Below are 17,932 nucleotides of genomic sequence, written 5' to 3'. Positions count from 1 at the left end.
CTGCGTGGGCCAACAAGAAAAATCTGGAGCGCGGATGAACATCAAACAGAAGTTGACCTGGGCGTTTGCAATCATCGCCTGCTTGCCGGTGGTGCTGGTCGCTACCCTCGTTGTGATGAACTTGCGCAGTGATGCCAAGGACAATTTCGTCGACGGCAGTGGTCGCGAAATTCGTCAGGTCAGCAACGCCATGCAACTGTTCTTTGACGGCATCAGCCAGAACGTGGATTACCTGGCGACCCAACCGCTGATCAAGAACTCCGACGACAGCCTCAAGACCTACATGAGCGCCAACGCCGAGAGCATTCCCCAAGGCGAGATGGACAAAAAGGTCTTCGGCCTCCTTCAGGACCTGGGTAACAGCCATCCGTCGTACGCCTATGCCATTCTCGGCACCGCGGCGGGCGGATATGTGTCCTGGCCGGACGATGCGAAGCTGAGCAATTACGACCCGCGTCAGCGCCCGTGGTACAAGGCTGCCCAGGCCAAACCGGGCAAGCCGTTCCGTACTGAGGCCTACTACTGGGCTCAGGATGACGCGACCTACGTCAGTACCGTGCGCACTGTCGACAACAAATTGGGTACCCATGGCGGCGTGGTCAGCATCGACGTGACGCTCAAGCAGCTCACCGAAATCGTCAAACAGATCAAGCTCGGTGAAACCGGCTACCTGATGCTTTTGGAAAACACTGGTACCGTGCTGGTCGATCCGAAGCAACCGGAACACAACTTTAAAGCGCTGAGCAGCCTCGGCGACGGCTACGCGCAACTGGCCAAGGCCGGCAAAGGGCTGGTGGAAGTCGAGTTGAACGGCGAACGCTACATGGCCAACGTCTGGCCGTCGGAGCAACTGGGCTGGACCTTTATCGGCCTTATCAAGCAAACCGACGTGATGAGTTCGGCCACTCAACTGACCTGGTTGATTGCGATCATCGCCGCCGTGCTGGCCGTGTTCTTCGCCATCGTCGGCGCCAGTTTCGCCAGCCTCATCGTGCGGCCGATCCGCAGCGTGGCCAGCGGTCTGGAAGGCATCGCCCAAGGTGAAGGCGACCTGACCAAGAACCTGCAAATCCGTGGCAGTGACGAAACCGCTCAACTGGCCAACTGGTTCAACCAGTTTTTGGCAGCGATTCGCAACCTGATTCAGAGCATTGGCGGCGCCGCGAACAAGATCCTCGCCACCTCCAAGAGTTCGACCCAGGTCTCCAGCGACATGGCCGAAGCGGCCGGGCGTCAGCGTGAAGCGGTGGACATGGTCTCCACGGCGTTCCACGAAATGGTCGCCACCGCCAACGAAGTCGCGCGCTCTTGCAGCCAGGCTGCGGAATCGGCCGACAGCGGCCAGCGCCAAGCGCGCGAAGGTCAGCAGCAGATTGATGCGGCAGTGACCAGCGTTGATCGCTTGAGCCAGGAAATCGAACAGTCGGCCCAGTCGATGCAACAGCTTGAGCGCGACAGCAACGACATTCAGTCAATCCTCGGGACCATTCGCTCGATTGCCGAACAGACCAACCTGCTGGCGCTGAATGCGGCCATCGAAGCGGCACGGGCCGGTGAACAGGGTCGTGGTTTTGCGGTGGTCGCCGATGAAGTTCGGGCACTGGCCAAACGCACCGCCGATTCCACGGCAGAAATCGACGGTTTGCTGGGCAACCTCGCCAAGCGCACCAGTCAGGTGACTCAGCAAATGCACGCCAGCCTGGAAGTGTCCCAGCAATCGGTGACGCGGATCGGTGAAGCACGCAGCAGCTTCGGGCTGATTCGCGAATCGGTCGACGTGATCCGCGATATGAACACCCAGATCGCTACCGCCGCGGAAGAACAGCACCAAGTGGCTGAAGACATCAACCGGCACATCAGCCAGATTCATGGTGATGCGCAGTTGGTGGCGGAGCTGGCGAACTCGGCGCGGGTGGATTCGCAGAGTTTGGCGGGGTTGTCGAATGAGTTGGATGGGTTGGTTCGGCGGTTCAGAACCTGATTCAGAACTCCGGGCCGCGCGCGGCCAATCGCGAGCAGGCTCGCGAAGAGGCCGTCACTGCTTGAATAACTCTCCCGGGGTGAACCCAAACAGGCTTTTGAACGCCGCAATAAACGCCGAAGTCGAGTCATACCCGCAAGACAGCGCGGCATTGGTCACGCTGTCCCTCTCCTCCAGCAAACTCAACGACGACAGCAATCGCATTCGCTGGCGCCACCCTCGAAAGCTCAACCCGGTTTCACGTTGAAAGAGCCGCATCAAGGTTTTCTCCGAGGTGCCCAACCGCTCGGCCCACTCCTGCAAGGTCACGTTCCGCTCCGGACTTTCAATCAGCTCATTGCACAACCCCAGCAAGCGTTCATGGCGCGGCAACGGAAGCGAGAAGCCGACTTCCGGCAGATGCGCCAACTGATCCAGCAACACGCCGACCAGCCGCGATTCCTGGCTGTCGCCCTGTGGATAATCAACCGGCAGCAAACAAAAACGCTTGATCAGCTCCCGGGCCAAAGGCGTCACTTCCAGCACCCGGCAGCGCCCGTCTGCCCACTCACAATCCTCGCGGCGTACATAGAGGCTGCGCATTTCGGCGCGCATCGAGGTCACCACCTGGTGTTCGAGATCCGCCGGAATCCAGATCCCCCACTGCGGCGGCGCAAAGAAACTGCCTTCGGCGGTGTGCACGCCGAGAACGCCGCTGATCGCGTAGGAAAACTGCACCCAATCGTGTCGATGAGGCGGCGTCCATGAACCGGCGCTGAGGCTTTCCGCACGGGCATAGAGCGGACGCGGCAACGCCGTCAGCGTCGGAATCGTCCGTTCAAGGGAAAGTTGTCCGTTAGTCGGCATTGATTGGCCTTATGTCGCAAGACGGCTGATGAGGCCGACGTTAGGCTAAGTCACCAATTCTTACAAATGTATTCGGTGCCGGTTATGCATACCTTTAAACACCTCAAACGCGTGGTCACCGACTGGTTCTTGTGCGGCATGTTGATCGCCACGCTGCTGTCGTATTTCTTCCCGACCTTCGGCGCTACCGGTGGCGGAATGCACGCTGAATACGTGATCAATATCGGTGTGTTCCTGGTGTTCTTCCTGCACGGGGTCAACCTGTCCAGCGAGCAGATCACTCACGGTCTGAAAAACTGGAAGCTGCACATGATGGTTCAGGGGTTCACCTTCGCCGTGTTTCCGCTGATCTGGCTGCTCAGTGACACGCTGTTGGGCTCGCACATTCCATCGCTGCTCATGCTCGGTTTCTTGTACCTCTGCGCCCTGCCCTCGACCATCTCCTCGTCCGTGGCCCTGACCGGCAGCGCGGGCGGCAACGTACCGGCGGCCATTCTCAATGCGAGCCTGTCCAGCGTGCTGGGGATTTTTCTGACGCCGTTGCTGGTGAGTTTCGTGGTCGGCAGCGGCGCTGGCGGCATCGATCTGGGCGCAACCCTGCTCGACCTCTGCGCCCTGTTGCTGTTGCCACTGGTGCTTGGTCAATTGCTGCGGCCGTTCTTCGGCAAGTTCTTCGCCCGCCACAAACGCTACACCAACATTGCCGACAAGCTGGTGATTCTGTTGTTGGTCTACGCGGCGTTCTGCAATTCGATGGTCTCGGGGATGTGGCAGCAACAGGGCAACAGCGTGATTCTCAGCGCGCTGATCGGCAGCGCGATCCTGCTGGCGATCATCCTGTGGATGACCACCCGCACCGCTCGCGCGTTGAAATTCAGCCCGGCCGATGAAATCGCAGCAGTGTTTTGCGCCAGCAAAAAATCCCTGGCCGCCGGTGCGCCAATGGCGGCGCTGATCTTCGGCGCCGACCCGGGCCTTGGGCTGATCCTGCTGCCGATCATGATCTATCACCCGTTGCAGCTGATCGTCTGCTCGGTCATGGCCGAGCGCTACGCCAACCGCAACCGGCAGCTGACGGCGCAACAAAACGCTGCGATCCTCAGCGCTCAATAATCGCCGTCACGCCTTGGCCACCGGCGGCGCAGATCGAGATCAACCCTCGGCCCTGCCCCGCTGCATCCAGCAACTTCGCCAGGCTAGCGACAATGCGTGCGCCGGTAGCGGCAAACGGATGCCCGGCAGCCAGTGAACTGCCTTTGACGTTGAGGCGGCTGCGGTCGATGGAACCCAGCGGCGCATCGAGGCTGAGACGGGTTTTGCAATAGTCCGGATCCTCCCAGGCCTTCAGCGTGCAGAGCACCTGCGCGGCGAAGGCCTCGTGGATTTCGTAGTAATCGAAGTCCTGCAAGGTCAAGCCATTGCGCGCCAGCAAACGCGGCACCGCATACACCGGTGCCATCAACAGCCCTTCGGCACCGTTGACGAAATCCACCGCCGCCGCCTCGCCATCGCGCAAATACGCGAGGATCGGTAGGCCACGCTCCTTGGCCCATTCTTCACTGCCCAGCAGCACCAGCGAGGCGCCATCAGTGAGCGGCGTCGAGTTGCCCGCCGTCAAAGTGCCTTTGGCGCTTTTTTCGAACGCGGGTTTGAGTGAGGCGAGTTTTTCCAGGGTCAGGTCCGGGCGCAGGTTGTTGTCGCGGGTCAGGTTGAGGAACGGCGTCATCAAATCGTTGTGCCAGCCTTCGGTGTAGGACGCGGCCATTTTCTGGTGACTTTCCAACGCCAGTTGGTCCTGTTCGGCGCGCGGAATGTTCCAGGTCTGGGCCATCAACTCGCAGTGCTCGCCCATGGACAGGCCGGTGCGCTGTTCGCTGATACTTGGCAGTTCCGGGATCAGATGACGGGGGCGCAGTTGCAGGAAAGTTTTCAGTTTGTCAGCGGTGGTCTTGGCGCTATTGGCTTGCAGAAGGATTTTGCGCAGGCCTTCATTGACGCCAATTGGCGCGTCGGAGGTAGTGTCGACGCCGCCGGCAATACCGCACTCGATCTGGCCTAGGGCAATCTTGTTCGCGACCAGCAAAGCCGCTTCAAGACCCGTGCCGCAGGCCTGCTGGACGTCATAAGCCGGGGTAGCGGGTGACAACCGCGAGCCGAGCACGCACTCGCGTGTCAGGTTCATGTCCCGCGGCAGCTTGAGGACGGCACCGGTGACCACTTCGCCCATGCGCAAACCGTGCAGGTTGTAGCGTTCGATCAAGCCTTCGAGCGCGGCGGTGAGCATCGCCTGGTTACTGGCGGTGGCGTACGCCCCGTTGGAACGGGCGAAGGGAATACGGTTACCACCAATAATCGCAACGCGGCGCAGCTGAGTCATGAAAAGCTCCCTATTCTGTGAAGGCTATAACCCACAAGCGTAGGCCTTATCTCGTGGATCGAACGACTAAACGCCATTCGTGGTCCACACTTTGAATCCCAGCTGCTGGAGCGCGTTCCATGTCTGACCGCTATATCGACTTCGCCAATTCATCCATCGGCCATCGTTTGGTCGGGGCCCTGGGTCTGCCGTCACCGGTACGGCTGGAGCGCTGGCAAGCTGGCCGGCTGCGCCCTGTTGAAGGGGCGCTGTTGATAGGCGGTGGCCCGCTGGCGGAAAAGGTCAGTGCCTTCGCCAACCGCCTGACCGACGCGATTTTCAGCTACGGCACCGAGCCTTCACTGGCCACCGCGTGGATTCCCGGCCACGGCCCCAAACTCAAAGCCGTGGTGTTCGACGCCAGTGACCTGGTGCAGACCGATCAACTCAAACAGCTGCGCGAGTTCTTCCAGCCGTTGATTAAAAACCTCGATCACAGCGCGCACCTGGTGATTCTGGGGCGCGCGCCGCAGACCTTGAGCGATCCGTTCGCCGCCAGCGCCCAGCGTGCGGTGGAAGGCTTCAGCCGGTCGCTGGCCAAGGAACTGCGCAACGGCGGCACCTTGCAGTTGATTTATGTCGGGGAAGGTGCGGAGGATCAACTGGAAGGCCCACTAAGGTTTTTCCTCTCGCCCAAAAGTGCGTTCGTTTCCGGGCAAGTGATTCGCTTGAACGCCTGCGACACGCCAGTGACGGACTGGACTCGTCCACTGTCCGGCCGCAAGGCGCTGGTGACGGGGGCAGCACGTGGCATCGGCGCCTCCATCGCCGAAACGCTGGCCCGCGACGGCGCCGACGTGATCCTGCTCGACGTGCCACCGGCCAAAACCGACCTCGAAGCCCTCGCCGCACGCCTCGGCGGGCGCAGCATTACCCTGGACATTTGCGCCGCAGACGCCGCCGCGCAGTTGATCGAGCAACTGCCCGACGGCATCGACATCGTGGTGCACAACGCCGGCATCACGCGGGATAAAACCCTGGCCAACATGACCCCGGAATTCTGGGACGCGGTGCTGGCGGTCAACCTCAATGCGCCGCAAGTGCTGACCAAAGCACTGCTCGACAATGGCACCCTGCATGACAACGGCCGGGTGATCCTGCTGGCGTCCATCAGCGGCATCGCCGGCAATCGCGGGCAAACCAATTACGCAGCGAGCAAGGCCGGGCTGATCGGTCTGGCTCAAGCCTGGGCGCCGCTGCTGAATGAACGCGGCATCAGCATCAACGCAGTAGCGCCGGGGTTCATCGAAACCCAAATGACGGCGCACGTGCCGTTTGCCTTACGTGAAGCCGGGCGACGCATGAGTTCGTTGGGTCAGGGCGGCTCGCCGCAAGACGTTGCCGAAGCGGTGGCGTGGCTGGCTCAACCGGGAACCGGCGCGTTTACCGGGCAAGCGCTGCGAGTGTGCGGGCAAAGTGTTTTGGGGGCTTAGGCATGATCATCGATTGGCACACACTCAACCGCGAACCGAGCCTGCCGGCGTTGTACGTGCGGGCAGCGACGCGACGCAAAGTCACCGGCACCACCCTGCCCGACTCGGGTTTACGCTGTTGGGTCAATGTCGATTCGAAGCGTCTGGCGGCCTATCGCAACGTCTGCGGTTTTGCCGACAACGGCCTGCTGCCGCCCACGTATCCACACCTCCTGGCGTTCGCGTTGCAGATGCAATTGCTGACGGCCAAGGAATTTCCGTTCCCGCTGCTGGGGTTGATTCACCTGAGCAACCGCATTCGCATCTTGCGTCCAATGGGCGGCGTGAATCGCGTGCGGGTCAGCGTGCAGGTGCAAAACCTTCAGCCACATGAAAAAGGTGCGACGTTCGATCTGGTGACGACGCTCGACGATCAGTTGGGGCCGCTGTGGGAAGCGCAAAGCCAGATGTTATGCCGCGGGGTCAAACTCGAAGGCCAGCCCATCGAAGAAGTGTTGGCATCGACGCTGGAGATGTCGCAAGTGGCCCGCTGGAAAGCGCCCTCGGACATTGGCCGGCAGTACGCCAAAGTGTCCGGCGACTACAACCCGATTCACCTGAGTGCCGTCAGCGCCAAACTCTTCGGTTTTCCTGCAGCCATCGCCCATGGGTTGTGGAACAAGGCACGTACGCTGGCGGCGTTAAGCGAGCATCTGCCGGCGGCGAATGTCGAGATTGCGGTGCAGTTCAGGAAACCGGTGCGGTTACCCAGTGAGGTGACATTGCTGGCCAGTGCGGCGGGGGCCAGTGGGGATCTGCGGTTGGTGGGCGCAGGCGATTTGGAGCATATGGTCGGGCATTGGCGGCCTGTTCCCTGATCGCTCGGCAGTGGATGTAGACCCTCAAAAAGTCAGGTCCCAACGAGTCCCGCTTGAGGCTGCGGAAACAGATTATTAAGCGTCTCCAACAACCGCACGTGATAAATCGGCTTGCGAAACAGGTCCAGCACCTGCAACCGCAACATGTCACTGACATCCTCCATATCCGCATGCCCCGACGTCACGATCACCGGCAAATGCTGCCGGGACGTATGTTCACGCAACCGCTTGATCAACGACATGCCACTCTCCTCCGGCATCCGCAGGTCCGTAATCACCAATGCAATATCGGGATTGCGCGTCAGATGATGCAGCGCGAGTTTGACCGAGGTCGCGGTAAAACAAGTGAACCCCTCGCCCTCCAGCAACTCCGCCAGCTCCAACAACGCGTCCTCCTCATCATCGACCAGTAGAAGCTGTTGGCGTGGGAGTGTGGGAGAGTTCATGGGCAACACCTGCAATGGACTAAGCGCTGACGTTAGAAGCCCTTTGCGGGATTGGCAAGTAGCTGACCATTGACAGCAGGCAGGTCAAAGCGCGCCTTGGATAGTGGTAAACATGGTGGTGATAAGCCCGGAGATCGGCGTCACAAACGCCGCTATAGCGATTGCCACCATGCCCGCAATAATGGCGTATTCGATACCCGAAGCACCTTCGGTATCTTTCGCCAGGCCTTTGTAAAAAGCGATTTCGGATTTGATCTTCTGCGCAAGCTTGGAAATGGACATGGCGTTTCTCCTGGACGACGACGGGTGTTGCACGACCGCAACATGATTCGCCTTTGCCAGCATCAGCATTGTCGGCATTCCCCGTACCCACAACTGTAAGAACGAATTATCACTAAAGTATTAGTTGTTTCGTTGACGCCAAAAACTGCACGTTTTCGCCCTGACTACTTACTTTCGTTAGTTATTTTCAGACCAGTAATGGCGTTTCGCTCTAGCTGAGCTACCTTCAAATAGCGAAATAGTTCCATGTTCATAGCTGCCTGATTGCGAAGTTGTCTCGTTGGATGTGACGGGGTCTTAAGCAGCAGGAAAGGGAGAGCCGTCATGAACAGCCGTATCACTCTGGGCCTGGCCGGTTTGTTTTTGGTGGGCGCCATCATTGCCGGTTACTGGGGCCTCACACTCAGCCGTCAACCGGCACCCGAGCCTGTTGTGCAATCCAGCGTTGTCGCGCCCGCGGCCGCGGCCCCGACACCTGCGTCGGTGGAGGACACCACCCGCCAACCCGTGGTGGTACTCCTGCATGACGTGCCGCCGTTCGTGTCGATTACTGCCGCCGACGTTGCCCTGGAAAAACTCCGCACCGCCCCCGCCGGCAGCTTGACCCGCCTCGATCAAGCGATTGGCCGTACGCCCTGGCGCGCCCTCACTGCCGGCAGCTGGCTCAATGATGAAAGCTTCGAAGCCGGCGGCAGACTGGCACGGATGATTCGTCCGGATGAACGCGCCCTCGCCGTCGCGGTGGATGAAGTGATCAATGCCGGTGGGCAATTGACACCGGGGGACTATGTCGATGTGCTGCTGTTTCTGCGCATGGACAACAACAACCTTCAGCCGTCGGCTCAACTGGTGGTGCCGGCCTTGCGGGTACTCGGGGTGGGCGAACAGATGGGGTTGACCAACGACGGTCAACCCGCAAGCCCGGCCCGCAGCAACGAAGAAAAACTCAGGCAGGAACAATCGCGCGCCAGCGCCCGCAACGTCTTGCTTGCCGTCCCCGAACAACTATTGAGTCGCCTGATGTTGGCGGCCCAGGCCGGCGTGTTGCGCCTGGCCGTACGCAGCGCCGATGAGAAACGTCTGGCTCGTTACTGGGCCGGCGAAAGCGATTCATCGGCCAACCTCGCCAGTGCCAACCGCGAGTTGATCCAGTTCAGCCAACTGGCCATGACGCCCCCACCCAAACCTGTCGCCACGAGCGGCGGCACAGCACCGCGCAAATCGAGCGTGGAAGTCATCCGCGGCAATGAAATCACCCAACAAATTCCCTGAGTCGAGCAAGGACGCATCTTTATGCGCAGACGTTCCATGCCCCTATTCCAAGGCCTGCTCTGGGTCTCTTTGCTGGGCGGTCTGCCGCTCGGCGTGACGTTCGCAGCCGTCGGCAACTGCGCCGCGCTGGGTTCGTTGCCTGCGGTGCTGGAAGTCGGTGAAGGGCTGCAACAGGAGGTGCAATCGCCGGTGGCGATCACTCGGGTGGCGGTGGGCGACCCGAAAATCGCCGACGTGCGAGTCAACGGTAATCAGGCGTTTTTACTCACCGGAGTGGCCCCAGGCGCCACCAGCCTGATGGTCTGGACCGCCTGCGCCAGCGCTCCGCGCCAGAGCATGGTGTTCGTTCAGGGCAAGGCCACCGCGGCGATGACCACCACTACACGGTTACCCTCTGATGACCCACTGCTACCGTCGCAAGTACAGACCGACATTCGTTTCGTCGAAGTCAGCCGGACTAAACTGAAAGAGGCCGGCACGTCGATTTTCGGCAAGGGCTCCAACAATTTCCTCTTCGGGGCGCCCGGCACGGTGCCCAATACCGCCGTGACGCCGGGCGTGGTGCCGCTGTTCAACATTGATCCGCGGATCGCGGTGCCCAGCATTCCGTTACTCAACGACAGTTTCAACATTGTCTGGGGCGGTGGCAGCAGTAAATTTCTCGGCATCGTCAATGCGCTGGAAGGCAGCGGCTTTGCCTACACCCTGGCGCGGCCAAGCCTGGTGGCCCTGAGCGGGCAGAGCGCCAGTTTCCTGGCCGGCGGTGAAATCCCGATTCCGGTGCCCAGCGCCAACAGCAACAGTTACTCCATCGAATACAAGGAATTCGGCATCCGCCTGACGCTGACGCCGACCGTGGTCAGTCACGACCGCATCGTCCTCAAAGTGGCGCCGGAGGTCAGCGAACTGGATTACAACAACGGCGTGACCATCGGCGGCACCACCGTTCCGGCGTTCACCATACGCCGCACCGACACCAGTATTTCCCTGGCCGATGGCGAGAGTTTCGTCATCAGCGGTTTGATCAGCACCCACAATGCCTCGCAGGTCAGCAAGTTCCCGGGGCTGGGCGACATCCCGATTATCGGCGCGTTCTTTCGCAACTCATCGGTCAACCGCGAAGAGCGTGAGCTGCTGATGATCGTCACGCCGCACCTGGTCCAGCCATTGGCCGCCAACGCGAAATTGCCGTCGCTGCCCGGTGAAAAACTGCGCAACTACGACCCCAACTGGTATCGCCTGTACTTCCTCGAAAACGGCAACTTCGATAAACGCAGCGGATTATCGCAATGAGCCAGAGCCAGAACCTGAGCCAGACCTTCCTCGCGATCACGCGCAACAACACCGACTTTGAGTGGCTGCAAGGCGCCCTCGCCCCGTTGGGCCAAGTGGTCAGCGCCGGCGGTGGCAGCCTCGACGAATTGCTGGCGCTGGTGGACGTGACCTTCGCCAGCCTGGTGTTCATCGGCCTGGACCGCGAACACGTGGTGGCCCAAAGCGCACTGATCGAAAGCGCCCTGGAAGCCAAGCCGATGCTGGCGATCGTCGTGCTCGGCGACGGCATGGACAACCAACTCGTGCTCAATGCCATGCGCGCCGGTGCACGGGATTTCGTGGCCTATGGTTCGCGTTCCAGCGAAGTTGCGGGGTTGGTGCGACGGTTGAGCAAACGGCTGCCGCCGGTGGCCCCGAACACCCAACTCGGTGGCCTGACAGTGCTCTACGGTGTGCAGAGCAACGCCGACGGCGCATTGCTCGCCTCCCACTTGGCGCAAGTGGTGCAGAAGAGCGGTCAGCAAACATTGTTGCTGGACCTGGGCCTGCCAAGCGGCGACAGCCTGGCCCTGCTCGGGCTGGAGAGTTCGTTTCACTTCGGCGATGCGCTCAGGCATTTGCGGCGCCTCGATGCGACGCTGATCGACAGCGCCTTCACCCGTTGCGACGCGGGGCTGCGGATCCTCGCCTACGCCAGTCACGATGAACCGCTGGAACACACCAGTGCCGCCGAGTTGTACATGCTGCTCAGCGCCCTGCGTCAACACTTCCAGCACATCGTGGTGAACCTCACCGGCCAGCCGGACAGCGAAGCATTGCGCACCTTCGTCAGCCATTGCGACAAGTTGCTGTGGTACACCGATCAGAACGTACTCGACTGCCGCCGCAACCTGGCGGTACTCAACCTGTGGCGTGAAAAAGGCATTAAGCTCGATCACGCCAAACTGCTGGTGGACCGCTACCTGCGCAACGTCTCACCGGACTCCGAGACCCTGGGCAAAAGCTTCGGCATGGAGGTCATCGCGACCCTAGTCTACAGCCCGGAAGTGCGGCTTAACGCCAAGAACCAAGGTGTGACTCTGTTTGAACTGGCCCCCCGCGAAGGCCTGACTCAAAGCTTGCGCGCCCTCGGTGAACGGTTGGCCAAGCGCTCCGAGAGCCTGGCCAAGCCCAAGTCTGGCTGGTTAAACCGCTTGAGGGGTGCGCAATGAGCGGTGAAAAACTCTTCGGCGCCCCTGTCTGCACAACCAGCGGTAACACCGACCACGAAGGCTTGAAACTGGTGCTGCACCGCTACATCATCGACGCCATCGAGGAGTCCGGCAAAAACCTGCTGGAGGGTTCGCGGCAGGTGCTCTCACAGTTCGTCGTCGACAAGACTGCCGAGTACATCGCCCGGCTGCACCTGGCGATTTCCCGGTATGAAATGGAGCGTCTGGCCGAAGAAATCGTCGACGAACTCACCGGTTTCGGCCCCTTGGAAGTGCTGCTGCGGGACCCGGCGGTGACGGAGATTCTGGTCAACGGCCCGCACCGGGTGTTCGTTGAACGCGATGGCGTACTGCATCAAAGCGACCTGCGTTTCATCGATGCGCATCACGTCGAACGGGTTATGCAACGGATCCTCGCACCCCTCGGCCGACGGCTCGATGAGTCGTCGCCGATGGTCGATGCCCGACTGCCCGACGGCAGCCGGGTCAACGCGATCATTCCACCGATTGCTCTCGATGGCCCCTGCCTGTCGATACGTAAATTTCGCAAGGACATGCTCAAAAGCTCTGACCTGATGGCGATGCAAACCATCGATCAGGCCATCTTCGACTTCATTCAGGAGGCCGTGGGCAAGCGCTGCAATATCCTGATCAGCGGCGGCACCGGCACCGGCAAGACCACGCTGCTGAACATTCTCAGCCAGTTGATCAACCCTCACGAGCGACTCGTCACCATCGAAGATGTCGCCGAATTGCAACTGGGCCACCCTCACGTGGTGCGCCTGGAAACCCGACCGCCGAATGCCGAAGGCCACGGCGAAGTGAAGGCCAGTGACCTGATTCGCAACGCTCTGCGGATGCGCCCGGACCGGATCATCCTCGGCGAGATTCGTGGCGTCGAAGTGCTCGACGTACTCACCGCAATGAACACCGGCCACGATGGTTCCATGAGCACCGTGCACGCCAACAATGCCCAGGATGCGTTGTTGCGCCTGGAGACGCTGGTGGGCCTGACGGGGCGCACCATCGCCGAACGCACCCTGCGGCAAATGATCTGCGCCGCGCTGGATGTAGTCATCCAGTTGACGCGCATGCCCGACGGCCGCCGCTGCGTCAGCGAGGTGGTGGAGGTAATCGGCATCCGCGATGACGTCTACGTCACCAATACCTTGTTCCGGCTCGACCGGCGCAGCGGTTTCGGTTTTATGCGTGAGGCGGTCAACCCCGCGGGCGACAAACTGCGCCGTGAGTCGGCGCTCTCTCCCTCTGCGTACTGAGGCCACAGCATGCTCAAACCGCTGCTGCTTATTCTCGTTTGCCTGATCTTGCTCGGGCTGTCGATCCGCCTGTTTTACAACGGTTTGCGCCAGACCGGCACCGAGCGTGTGCTGGGCCGTCTGACTCAGGGGCAACCGGAGCCGGTGGTGGCGAAATCGTCCTGGTCGGGTGTGGAGCGGGCCTTTTTGCGCGCCGGCCTCGGGCGCCCCACTGAACGACTGGGGGTGTGGCTGTTGATCTGGGCCTTTGGCATCTTGCTCGGATTTGCTACCAGTGGCTGGATCGGCTTGCTGGTTCTGTTACTGCTGCCGCCGCTGATTCTGCGTCTGTATGTCAATTGGCGTTATCAGCACCGACTCCAGCGCATGATCGAACAACTGCCACAAATGCTCGATCACACAGTGCGCAGTCTGAAGTCCGGGCGGACCCTGGCCGATGCGGTGCTGGGCGCCATCGACGCCGCCGAAGATCCGCTGAAGAATGCCATGGGCCGGGTTCAGCGCAACGTGCAGCTGGGGGTCAGCCTGCCGGACGCCGCCTCGGACCTCGCCGAACTGTATGAGAAAGATGAACTGCGCCTGTTCGCGCTCGGGTTGCGGGTCAATCACCGCTATGGCGGCAATGCCAGTGAGCTGTTGGAGAACCTGATCAAGATGATCCGCGAGCGCGAGCAGGCTGCGCGCCAACTCAGGGCCATGACCGGTGAAACCCGGGTGACCGCATGGGTCCTGGGCTGTTTGCCGATTGGTCTGGCCGGCTATTTCCTGGCGACCAACCCCCTCTATTTGCTCGCCATGTGGCACGACAACTCGGGGCAAATCATGCTCGCGTCCGCGTTCGGCCTGCAGGTGGTGGGCAGCCTGGCGCTCTGGCGCATGTTGCGCAGCGTATGAAAATGCCTCTGCTGATCAGCGCGCTGCTGTTTCTGGGCGCTACGTTATTACTGCTCGGCAGTTTGCTGGAACAGCAGCGACGAGCTCGTCAGGTGGCCCAACGGCTGGACGGCAAACGGCTGAATATGGGTCGTGTGGGTCACTGGCTGCAGGTGCTGGGTAGCAGCCGGATCGGCCAACGGTCGGTCAATCTGGATAATGAAACCCAGACCCTGCTCAATCGCCTCGGCTGGCGCAGCGCTCGGCGACGCTCGCTGTTCGCGGCCTTCCAGGTGGGCGCCCCGGTGTTGGCACTGGCCCTGAGCTTGCTGGTCCAGGGTGTGTTTTTCCCGCAGGTGGACAACCAATGGCTCGTCCCGGCCTTTGCCACCGGCATCGGCTACCTGCTCCCCAAACGCCTTTTGGCCGCAGCCGCCCAGAACCGGCAAAAACAGTTGGCGAGCGAGATTTCCACCTTCATTCCGCTGCTGCGCATTCTGTTCGAATCGGGCATGGCGGTGGAGCAGTCGCTGCGAGTGTTGAGCAATGAAGGCAAACAATTATTGCCGGCCCTGACCCTTGAGTTGCGTCTGGTATTGACCCGGGTCGATTCCGGCCTGGAACTGGGCGAAGAACTGAACAAGGCCACTCGCTTGCTGGCTGTCGATGAGTTCACCGACACCTGCGTCATCCTTCAGCAGTTGATCCATCAGGGGGGCGGTGCGATGAAATCCCTGCTGGCCCTCAAGCAATTGCTCGATGACCGGCGCCTGACACGCCTGCAAGAATACATCTCCAAGATGTCCGCCAAAATGTCCGTCGTGATGATGCTGTTTCTCTTCCCGGCGTTATTGATCGTACTGGCCGGCCCGGGATTCACCGCCCTGTCCCGGGCCTTTGCTTCCTAGAGGGAACGTTATGAAAGCCATCATTGCCGGTTTGAGTCTGTTGTTATTAGGCGGTTGCGCGAGTAACGGCGCGACACCCTGGAGCGCCCTGACCAACACCGCCAGTTGCGCCAAGCTGACCTCCGATGAACAGCTGTCGCTGAACCTCGCCGACGATATGGCCAATGACGGCAAACTGCACGCCAGCCTCGCCAACCTGCAAAGCCTGCCCGACAACCTGGCGGATGTGCGCCTGCGCAAGGCCAAGGTTTATCGACTGCTGGGTCGCAGCGAAGCCGAACCGTTATACCGCAGCCTGCTCGGCAGTTGCCTGGCCGCCGAAGCCGAACACGGCCTCGGCCAACTCGCCGCCGCCAGGGGCGACAACGGCCTGGCCCAAGCCCACTTGCAACGGGCCGCACGGCTAGCGCCCACCGACGAGAAAATCCGCAACGACCTGGGCGTGGTGTACCTCAATCAATTACGCGTCGAGGATGCGCGCTTCGAATTTCTGACGGCCATGGAGCTCAAGCAGAGTGATCAGCTGGCGGCGTTGAATCTGGTGACGCTGCTGATCTACCAGGACGACTGGAGCCGCGCCGCCGAACTGGTCAGCCGCCTCGGCCTGAGCCCCGCTCAGGTCACCGAAGCCCAGGCCCGCGCAGAAAGACTCAAGACCCCAAGCAAGCCCGGCCCGACGGCCACGAACCAGGTTGCCGCCGTCGCCACATCGCCCCGTGAATAGGGAGAAGCCCTGATGAAACCGACCGCCCTCTACTGCCTCGGCCTGCTGGCCCTGCCCCTCACCACCCACGCCATCGACGCCGGCCCCGCCTCGGCCCAACAGCAGGAAACCGAAGGCTGGCTGCAACTGCAACGCAGTAACAAGGCGGCTTCCCAGAAACCGCAAACCTCAACCGCGACCGAGCGCGAGCTGAGCATGCAGCGCTGGCTGAAAAGCTATCAGCATGAGATCCCGGAGTACTTTGATCAGTATGAGAGCGGGACGGTGGACAGTGGGACGGGGGGGTAGTCTTAATCCGGGATTTGTTGTGCCTGAACTGCCGCTTTCGCGAGCAAGCTCGCTCCCACAATAAATCGGGTACGCCTTTCGCTTCTCACCATTCAACAGGCCGAGCGTTAGCTCGCCTGCAGCTCTTGATCTTGACCTTGATCCACCCGCCCCTTCGGTAGGCTGAGTGGAGGTGTTCATCTGGGGGGTAGGCGCGAAGCGCCGTTCGACGCAGTCGAACACATCGAGAGGAGGTTGAAGCGAAGCCAACCGGAGGCGATGCCCCCAGATGAATGCCGGAGCGAAGGAACGCCGAGCCTAGGCGAGGGGCCGGACGCTCGGGGCGAGCGTTTTTTTGCTTACTTTTTTTAGGCGTTTGTAAAAAAAGTGAGTTGCCGTAAGGGCGAAACCCTAAGCGGCCGTTACCGCAGCAACGGATATGTACTCAATCAACCCAATACAGGTCGCCCACATTTTCAGTGAGCGGTGACCCGCTGCCGCAACCCGGAATGACTGGGCATCAAAGCAAGCGCCAACTGCGTCCGATTATGCATATGCGTCAACCGCAACACCTGCGACACATAAAGCTTCACCGTGTTCTCGGTAATCCCCAACTCACAGGCAATCTGATAATTGGTCTGCCCCTTGCCCACCAACCGCGCCACATCCAACTGCCTTGGCGACAGATGACTGAAAATCGCCGGAATCTCAACCCGATCCACAGCACTGACATCGTCATCAGGGGAAACCGACAACCGCGGCCCACGCCGAACCTTATCCAGATCCTGATACAGATCATCGATCGACTCGGAAAGATACTGCAGCTTCTGATTCAAATGCCCCAGCTGCACACTCTTCTGCCGCTCCTGCCACGCCACTTGCTGACGCGCAATCCCGTCGAGCAACTCATGCAGATCAATTGGCTTCTGATAATAATCGGCAAACCCGGCCCGCAACGCCTTGATCACATCCTGTTTGTCCGCACGCCCGGTGAGCATGATCGCCTCGAATGCCCGGTGCTTGCCGGATAGCCGCTGCAACGCCTGAACCAATTGAATCCCGTCCAGGCCGGGCATGTGCAAATCACAGAGCACCAGGCCGATCGCCTCGTCCTCACTGAAACGCTCGACCGCCTGCCGGCTGGACTCGCAAGGCACACAGCGATAACCGCTGCGCTCAAGAAACTCACAAAGCTGCTCAACGATCAACCGCTGATCGTCGACCACGAGGATTTTCATTGCCGAGGTAGGCTTGTTCACGTGCAACTCCCTGCTGACCACTCCTGTACCGACAGCCACAGGCGGTACAACTACTGGTTTGAAAGTAGACGTACTTTCCGACTCTGTACACAGAACCAGTGGCTAGTGGAGCCAGACAAGTGTGAGCAACAGGCCTACCAGCACGAAGGGCGCAAAGGGCTGTTTTTTTGACATTCCAGGCCCCAGATATCGAAGACGATGCCTAAGCCCTTGCCCCATATGAAGCCAGACTCTTGGCGCCAGCAGCAGCCAGAGCACACTGCTCAATCCGGCGCCGATGAACACGCCGAGCAGGTGCATACCGTCCGTCGCCAGCCCCAGGGCGGTCATGAGTTTCACATCGCCTGCGCCCAGGCGTCTGAGCGCATAACCGGGCAAGGTAAAGGCCAGCGCAAGCAAACAAGCCCAACCGCCCTGCCCCGCCTCGGCCCCCAGCCAGGTGGTGCCTGTCCACAGCAGATAGGCCAGCGCCAACACTCCTGCGCCAAGGGTCAGGCCATTGGCGATGTGCCGTTCTCGAGCATCCTGTGCTGCGCATAGCGTCAGCCAGATCAGTAGGACAAAGCTCTGCATCCGTAAAAAACGCCCGTTTTGGCTGAATGATT

General features: G+C 60.6%; 18 protein-coding genes. 12 read left to right on the top strand and 6 right to left on the bottom strand.

Annotated elements, in window-relative coordinates:
- The first annotated feature begins 34 nt into the window (after positions 1 to 34).
- Entirely contained in the window at positions 35 to 1,981 is a 1,947-nt protein-coding gene (locus QK293_RS08920) for a methyl-accepting chemotaxis protein (RefSeq protein WP_282376837.1), read from the top strand.
- A 54-nt stretch (positions 1,982 to 2,035) separates the two neighbouring features.
- On the opposite strand, the gene QK293_RS08915 is transcribed toward QK293_RS08920, so the two are convergent.
- Complete coding sequence (locus QK293_RS08915) at positions 2,036 to 2,827, bottom strand: helix-turn-helix transcriptional regulator (RefSeq protein WP_282376835.1); 792 nt, start codon at positions 2,825 to 2,827, stop codon at positions 2,036 to 2,038.
- A gap of 84 nt (positions 2,828 to 2,911) precedes the next feature.
- Here QK293_RS08915 and QK293_RS08910 point away from each other — a divergent pair, with 84 nt between their 5' ends.
- Complete coding sequence (locus QK293_RS08910) at positions 2,912 to 3,940, top strand: bile acid:sodium symporter family protein (protein ID WP_282376833.1); 1,029 nt, start codon at positions 2,912 to 2,914, stop codon at positions 3,938 to 3,940.
- Here the strand turns inward: QK293_RS08910 and QK293_RS08905 are convergent.
- Positions 3,927 to 5,204: an acetyl-CoA C-acetyltransferase gene (locus tag QK293_RS08905; protein WP_282376832.1), complete on the bottom strand. Its 1,278-nt coding sequence runs from the start codon at positions 5,202 to 5,204 to the stop codon at positions 3,927 to 3,929. The genes QK293_RS08910 and QK293_RS08905 overlap by 14 nt on opposite strands.
- 119 nt (positions 5,205 to 5,323) lie before the next feature.
- On the opposite strand from QK293_RS08905, the gene QK293_RS08900 reads away from it, so the two are divergent.
- Both QK293_RS08900 and QK293_RS08895 read left to right on the top strand, forming a co-directional pair.
- On the top strand, positions 5,324 to 6,676 hold the full coding sequence (locus QK293_RS08900) for a 3-oxoacyl-ACP reductase (protein ID WP_282376831.1): 1,353 nt from the start codon (positions 5,324 to 5,326) through the stop codon (positions 6,674 to 6,676).
- A 2-nt stretch (positions 6,677 to 6,678) separates the two neighbouring features.
- A complete protein-coding gene (locus QK293_RS08895; RefSeq protein WP_282376830.1) occupies positions 6,679 to 7,533 on the top strand; it encodes a MaoC/PaaZ C-terminal domain-containing protein in 855 nt (284 codons plus the stop codon).
- A 32-nt stretch (positions 7,534 to 7,565) separates the two neighbouring features.
- Here the strand turns inward: QK293_RS08895 and QK293_RS08890 are convergent, their stop codons facing one another.
- Together QK293_RS08890 and QK293_RS08885 are read right to left on the bottom strand one after the other, a co-directional pair.
- Complete coding sequence (locus QK293_RS08890; RefSeq protein ID WP_282376829.1) at positions 7,566 to 7,979, bottom strand: response regulator; 414 nt, start codon at positions 7,977 to 7,979, stop codon at positions 7,566 to 7,568.
- Positions 7,980 to 8,063: 84 nt separating this feature from the next.
- Positions 8,064 to 8,261 (bottom strand): Flp family type IVb pilin, encoded by a 198-nt coding sequence (locus QK293_RS08885; protein WP_282376828.1) that lies wholly within the window; start codon positions 8,259 to 8,261, stop codon positions 8,064 to 8,066.
- A gap of 324 nt (positions 8,262 to 8,585) precedes the next feature.
- On the opposite strand from QK293_RS08885, the gene cpaB reads away from it, so the two are divergent.
- From cpaB to QK293_RS08845, 8 genes are read left to right on the top strand one after another with little or no spacing between them, the layout of a single operon-like run.
- Positions 8,586 to 9,533 carry a Flp pilus assembly protein CpaB gene (gene cpaB, locus QK293_RS08880; protein WP_282376827.1) on the top strand — a complete coding sequence of 316 codons (948 nt, stop codon included), beginning with the start codon at positions 8,586 to 8,588 and terminating at the stop codon, positions 9,531 to 9,533.
- Positions 9,534 to 9,554: 21 nt separating this feature from the next.
- Positions 9,555 to 10,826, top strand: a complete 1,272-nt coding sequence (locus QK293_RS08875) for a type II and III secretion system protein family protein (RefSeq protein ID WP_282376826.1) — start codon at positions 9,555 to 9,557, stop codon at positions 10,824 to 10,826.
- A complete protein-coding gene (locus QK293_RS08870; protein WP_282376825.1) occupies positions 10,823 to 12,019 on the top strand; it encodes a pilus assembly protein in 1,197 nt (398 codons plus the stop codon). The genes QK293_RS08875 and QK293_RS08870 overlap by 4 nt, the downstream gene beginning before the upstream one ends.
- Positions 12,016 to 13,296, top strand: a complete 1,281-nt coding sequence (locus QK293_RS08865; RefSeq protein ID WP_282376824.1) for a CpaF family protein — start codon at positions 12,016 to 12,018, stop codon at positions 13,294 to 13,296. The genes QK293_RS08870 and QK293_RS08865 overlap by 4 nt, the downstream gene beginning before the upstream one ends.
- A 9-nt stretch (positions 13,297 to 13,305) precedes the next feature.
- Positions 13,306 to 14,190, top strand: coding sequence for a type II secretion system F family protein (locus QK293_RS08860; protein ID WP_282376823.1), 885 nt, complete (start codon positions 13,306 to 13,308; stop codon positions 14,188 to 14,190).
- On the top strand, positions 14,187 to 15,077 hold the full coding sequence (locus tag QK293_RS08855; protein WP_282376820.1) for a type II secretion system F family protein: 891 nt from the start codon (positions 14,187 to 14,189) through the stop codon (positions 15,075 to 15,077). Before QK293_RS08860 ends, QK293_RS08855 begins: the two co-directional genes overlap by 4 nt.
- Positions 15,078 to 15,087: 10 nt before the next feature.
- Positions 15,088 to 15,801, top strand: a complete 714-nt coding sequence (locus QK293_RS08850) for a hypothetical protein (RefSeq protein WP_282376818.1) — start codon at positions 15,088 to 15,090, stop codon at positions 15,799 to 15,801.
- Positions 15,802 to 15,813: 12 nt separating this feature from the next.
- The gene (locus QK293_RS08845) at positions 15,814 to 16,089 is read left to right on the top strand and encodes a DUF3613 domain-containing protein (RefSeq protein WP_282376817.1); all 276 of its coding nucleotides are present in this window, start codon (positions 15,814 to 15,816) and stop codon (positions 16,087 to 16,089) included.
- A gap of 455 nt (positions 16,090 to 16,544) precedes the next feature.
- On the opposite strand, the gene QK293_RS08840 is transcribed toward QK293_RS08845, so the two are convergent.
- Positions 16,545 to 17,327, bottom strand: a complete 783-nt coding sequence (locus QK293_RS08840) for a response regulator transcription factor (protein WP_282376816.1) — start codon at positions 17,325 to 17,327, stop codon at positions 16,545 to 16,547.
- Positions 17,328 to 17,429: 102 nt separating this feature from the next.
- Entirely contained in the window at positions 17,430 to 17,900 is a 471-nt protein-coding gene (locus tag QK293_RS08835) for a prepilin peptidase (RefSeq protein WP_282376815.1), read from the bottom strand.
- Positions 17,901 to 17,932 lie beyond the last annotated feature (32 nt).

The sequence above is a fragment of the Pseudomonas sp. AL03 genome (assembly GCF_029960815.1).
Lineage (GTDB): Bacteria > Pseudomonadota > Gammaproteobacteria > Pseudomonadales > Pseudomonadaceae > Aquipseudomonas.
This window is presented reverse-complemented; position numbering and strand designations above follow the sequence as displayed.

Bases quoted from the DNA above. Each gene is read 5' to 3' on its own strand.
- QK293_RS08875 (WP_282376826.1), top strand. From the start codon at position 9,555: ATGCGCAGACGTTCCATGCCCCTATTCCAAGGCCTGCTCTGGGTCTCT.
- QK293_RS08855 (WP_282376820.1), top strand. From the start codon at position 14,187: ATGAAAATGCCTCTGCTGATCAGCGCGCTGCTGTTTCTGGGCGCTACG.
- QK293_RS08885 (WP_282376828.1), bottom strand. From the start codon at position 8,261: ATGTCCATTTCCAAGCTTGCGCAGAAGATCAAATCCGAAATCGCTTTT.
- QK293_RS08905 (WP_282376832.1), bottom strand. From the start codon at position 5,204: ATGACTCAGCTGCGCCGCGTTGCGATTATTGGTGGTAACCGTATTCCC.
- QK293_RS08865 (WP_282376824.1), top strand. From the start codon at position 12,016: ATGAGCGGTGAAAAACTCTTCGGCGCCCCTGTCTGCACAACCAGCGGT.
- QK293_RS08860 (WP_282376823.1), top strand. From the start codon at position 13,306: ATGCTCAAACCGCTGCTGCTTATTCTCGTTTGCCTGATCTTGCTCGGG.
- QK293_RS08850 (WP_282376818.1), top strand. From the start codon at position 15,088: ATGAAAGCCATCATTGCCGGTTTGAGTCTGTTGTTATTAGGCGGTTGC.
- QK293_RS08915 (WP_282376835.1), bottom strand. From the start codon at position 2,827: ATGCCGACTAACGGACAACTTTCCCTTGAACGGACGATTCCGACGCTG.
- QK293_RS08870 (WP_282376825.1), top strand. From the start codon at position 10,823: ATGAGCCAGAGCCAGAACCTGAGCCAGACCTTCCTCGCGATCACGCGC.
- cpaB (WP_282376827.1), top strand. From the start codon at position 8,586: ATGAACAGCCGTATCACTCTGGGCCTGGCCGGTTTGTTTTTGGTGGGC.
- QK293_RS08895 (WP_282376830.1), top strand. From the start codon at position 6,679: ATGATCATCGATTGGCACACACTCAACCGCGAACCGAGCCTGCCGGCG.
- QK293_RS08890 (WP_282376829.1), bottom strand. From the start codon at position 7,979: ATGAACTCTCCCACACTCCCACGCCAACAGCTTCTACTGGTCGATGAT.
- QK293_RS08920 (WP_282376837.1), top strand. From the start codon at position 35: ATGAACATCAAACAGAAGTTGACCTGGGCGTTTGCAATCATCGCCTGC.
- QK293_RS08845 (WP_282376817.1), top strand. From the start codon at position 15,814: ATGAAACCGACCGCCCTCTACTGCCTCGGCCTGCTGGCCCTGCCCCTC.
- QK293_RS08910 (WP_282376833.1), top strand. From the start codon at position 2,912: ATGCATACCTTTAAACACCTCAAACGCGTGGTCACCGACTGGTTCTTG.
- QK293_RS08835 (WP_282376815.1), bottom strand. From the start codon at position 17,900: ATGCAGAGCTTTGTCCTACTGATCTGGCTGACGCTATGCGCAGCACAG.
- QK293_RS08900 (WP_282376831.1), top strand. From the start codon at position 5,324: ATGTCTGACCGCTATATCGACTTCGCCAATTCATCCATCGGCCATCGT.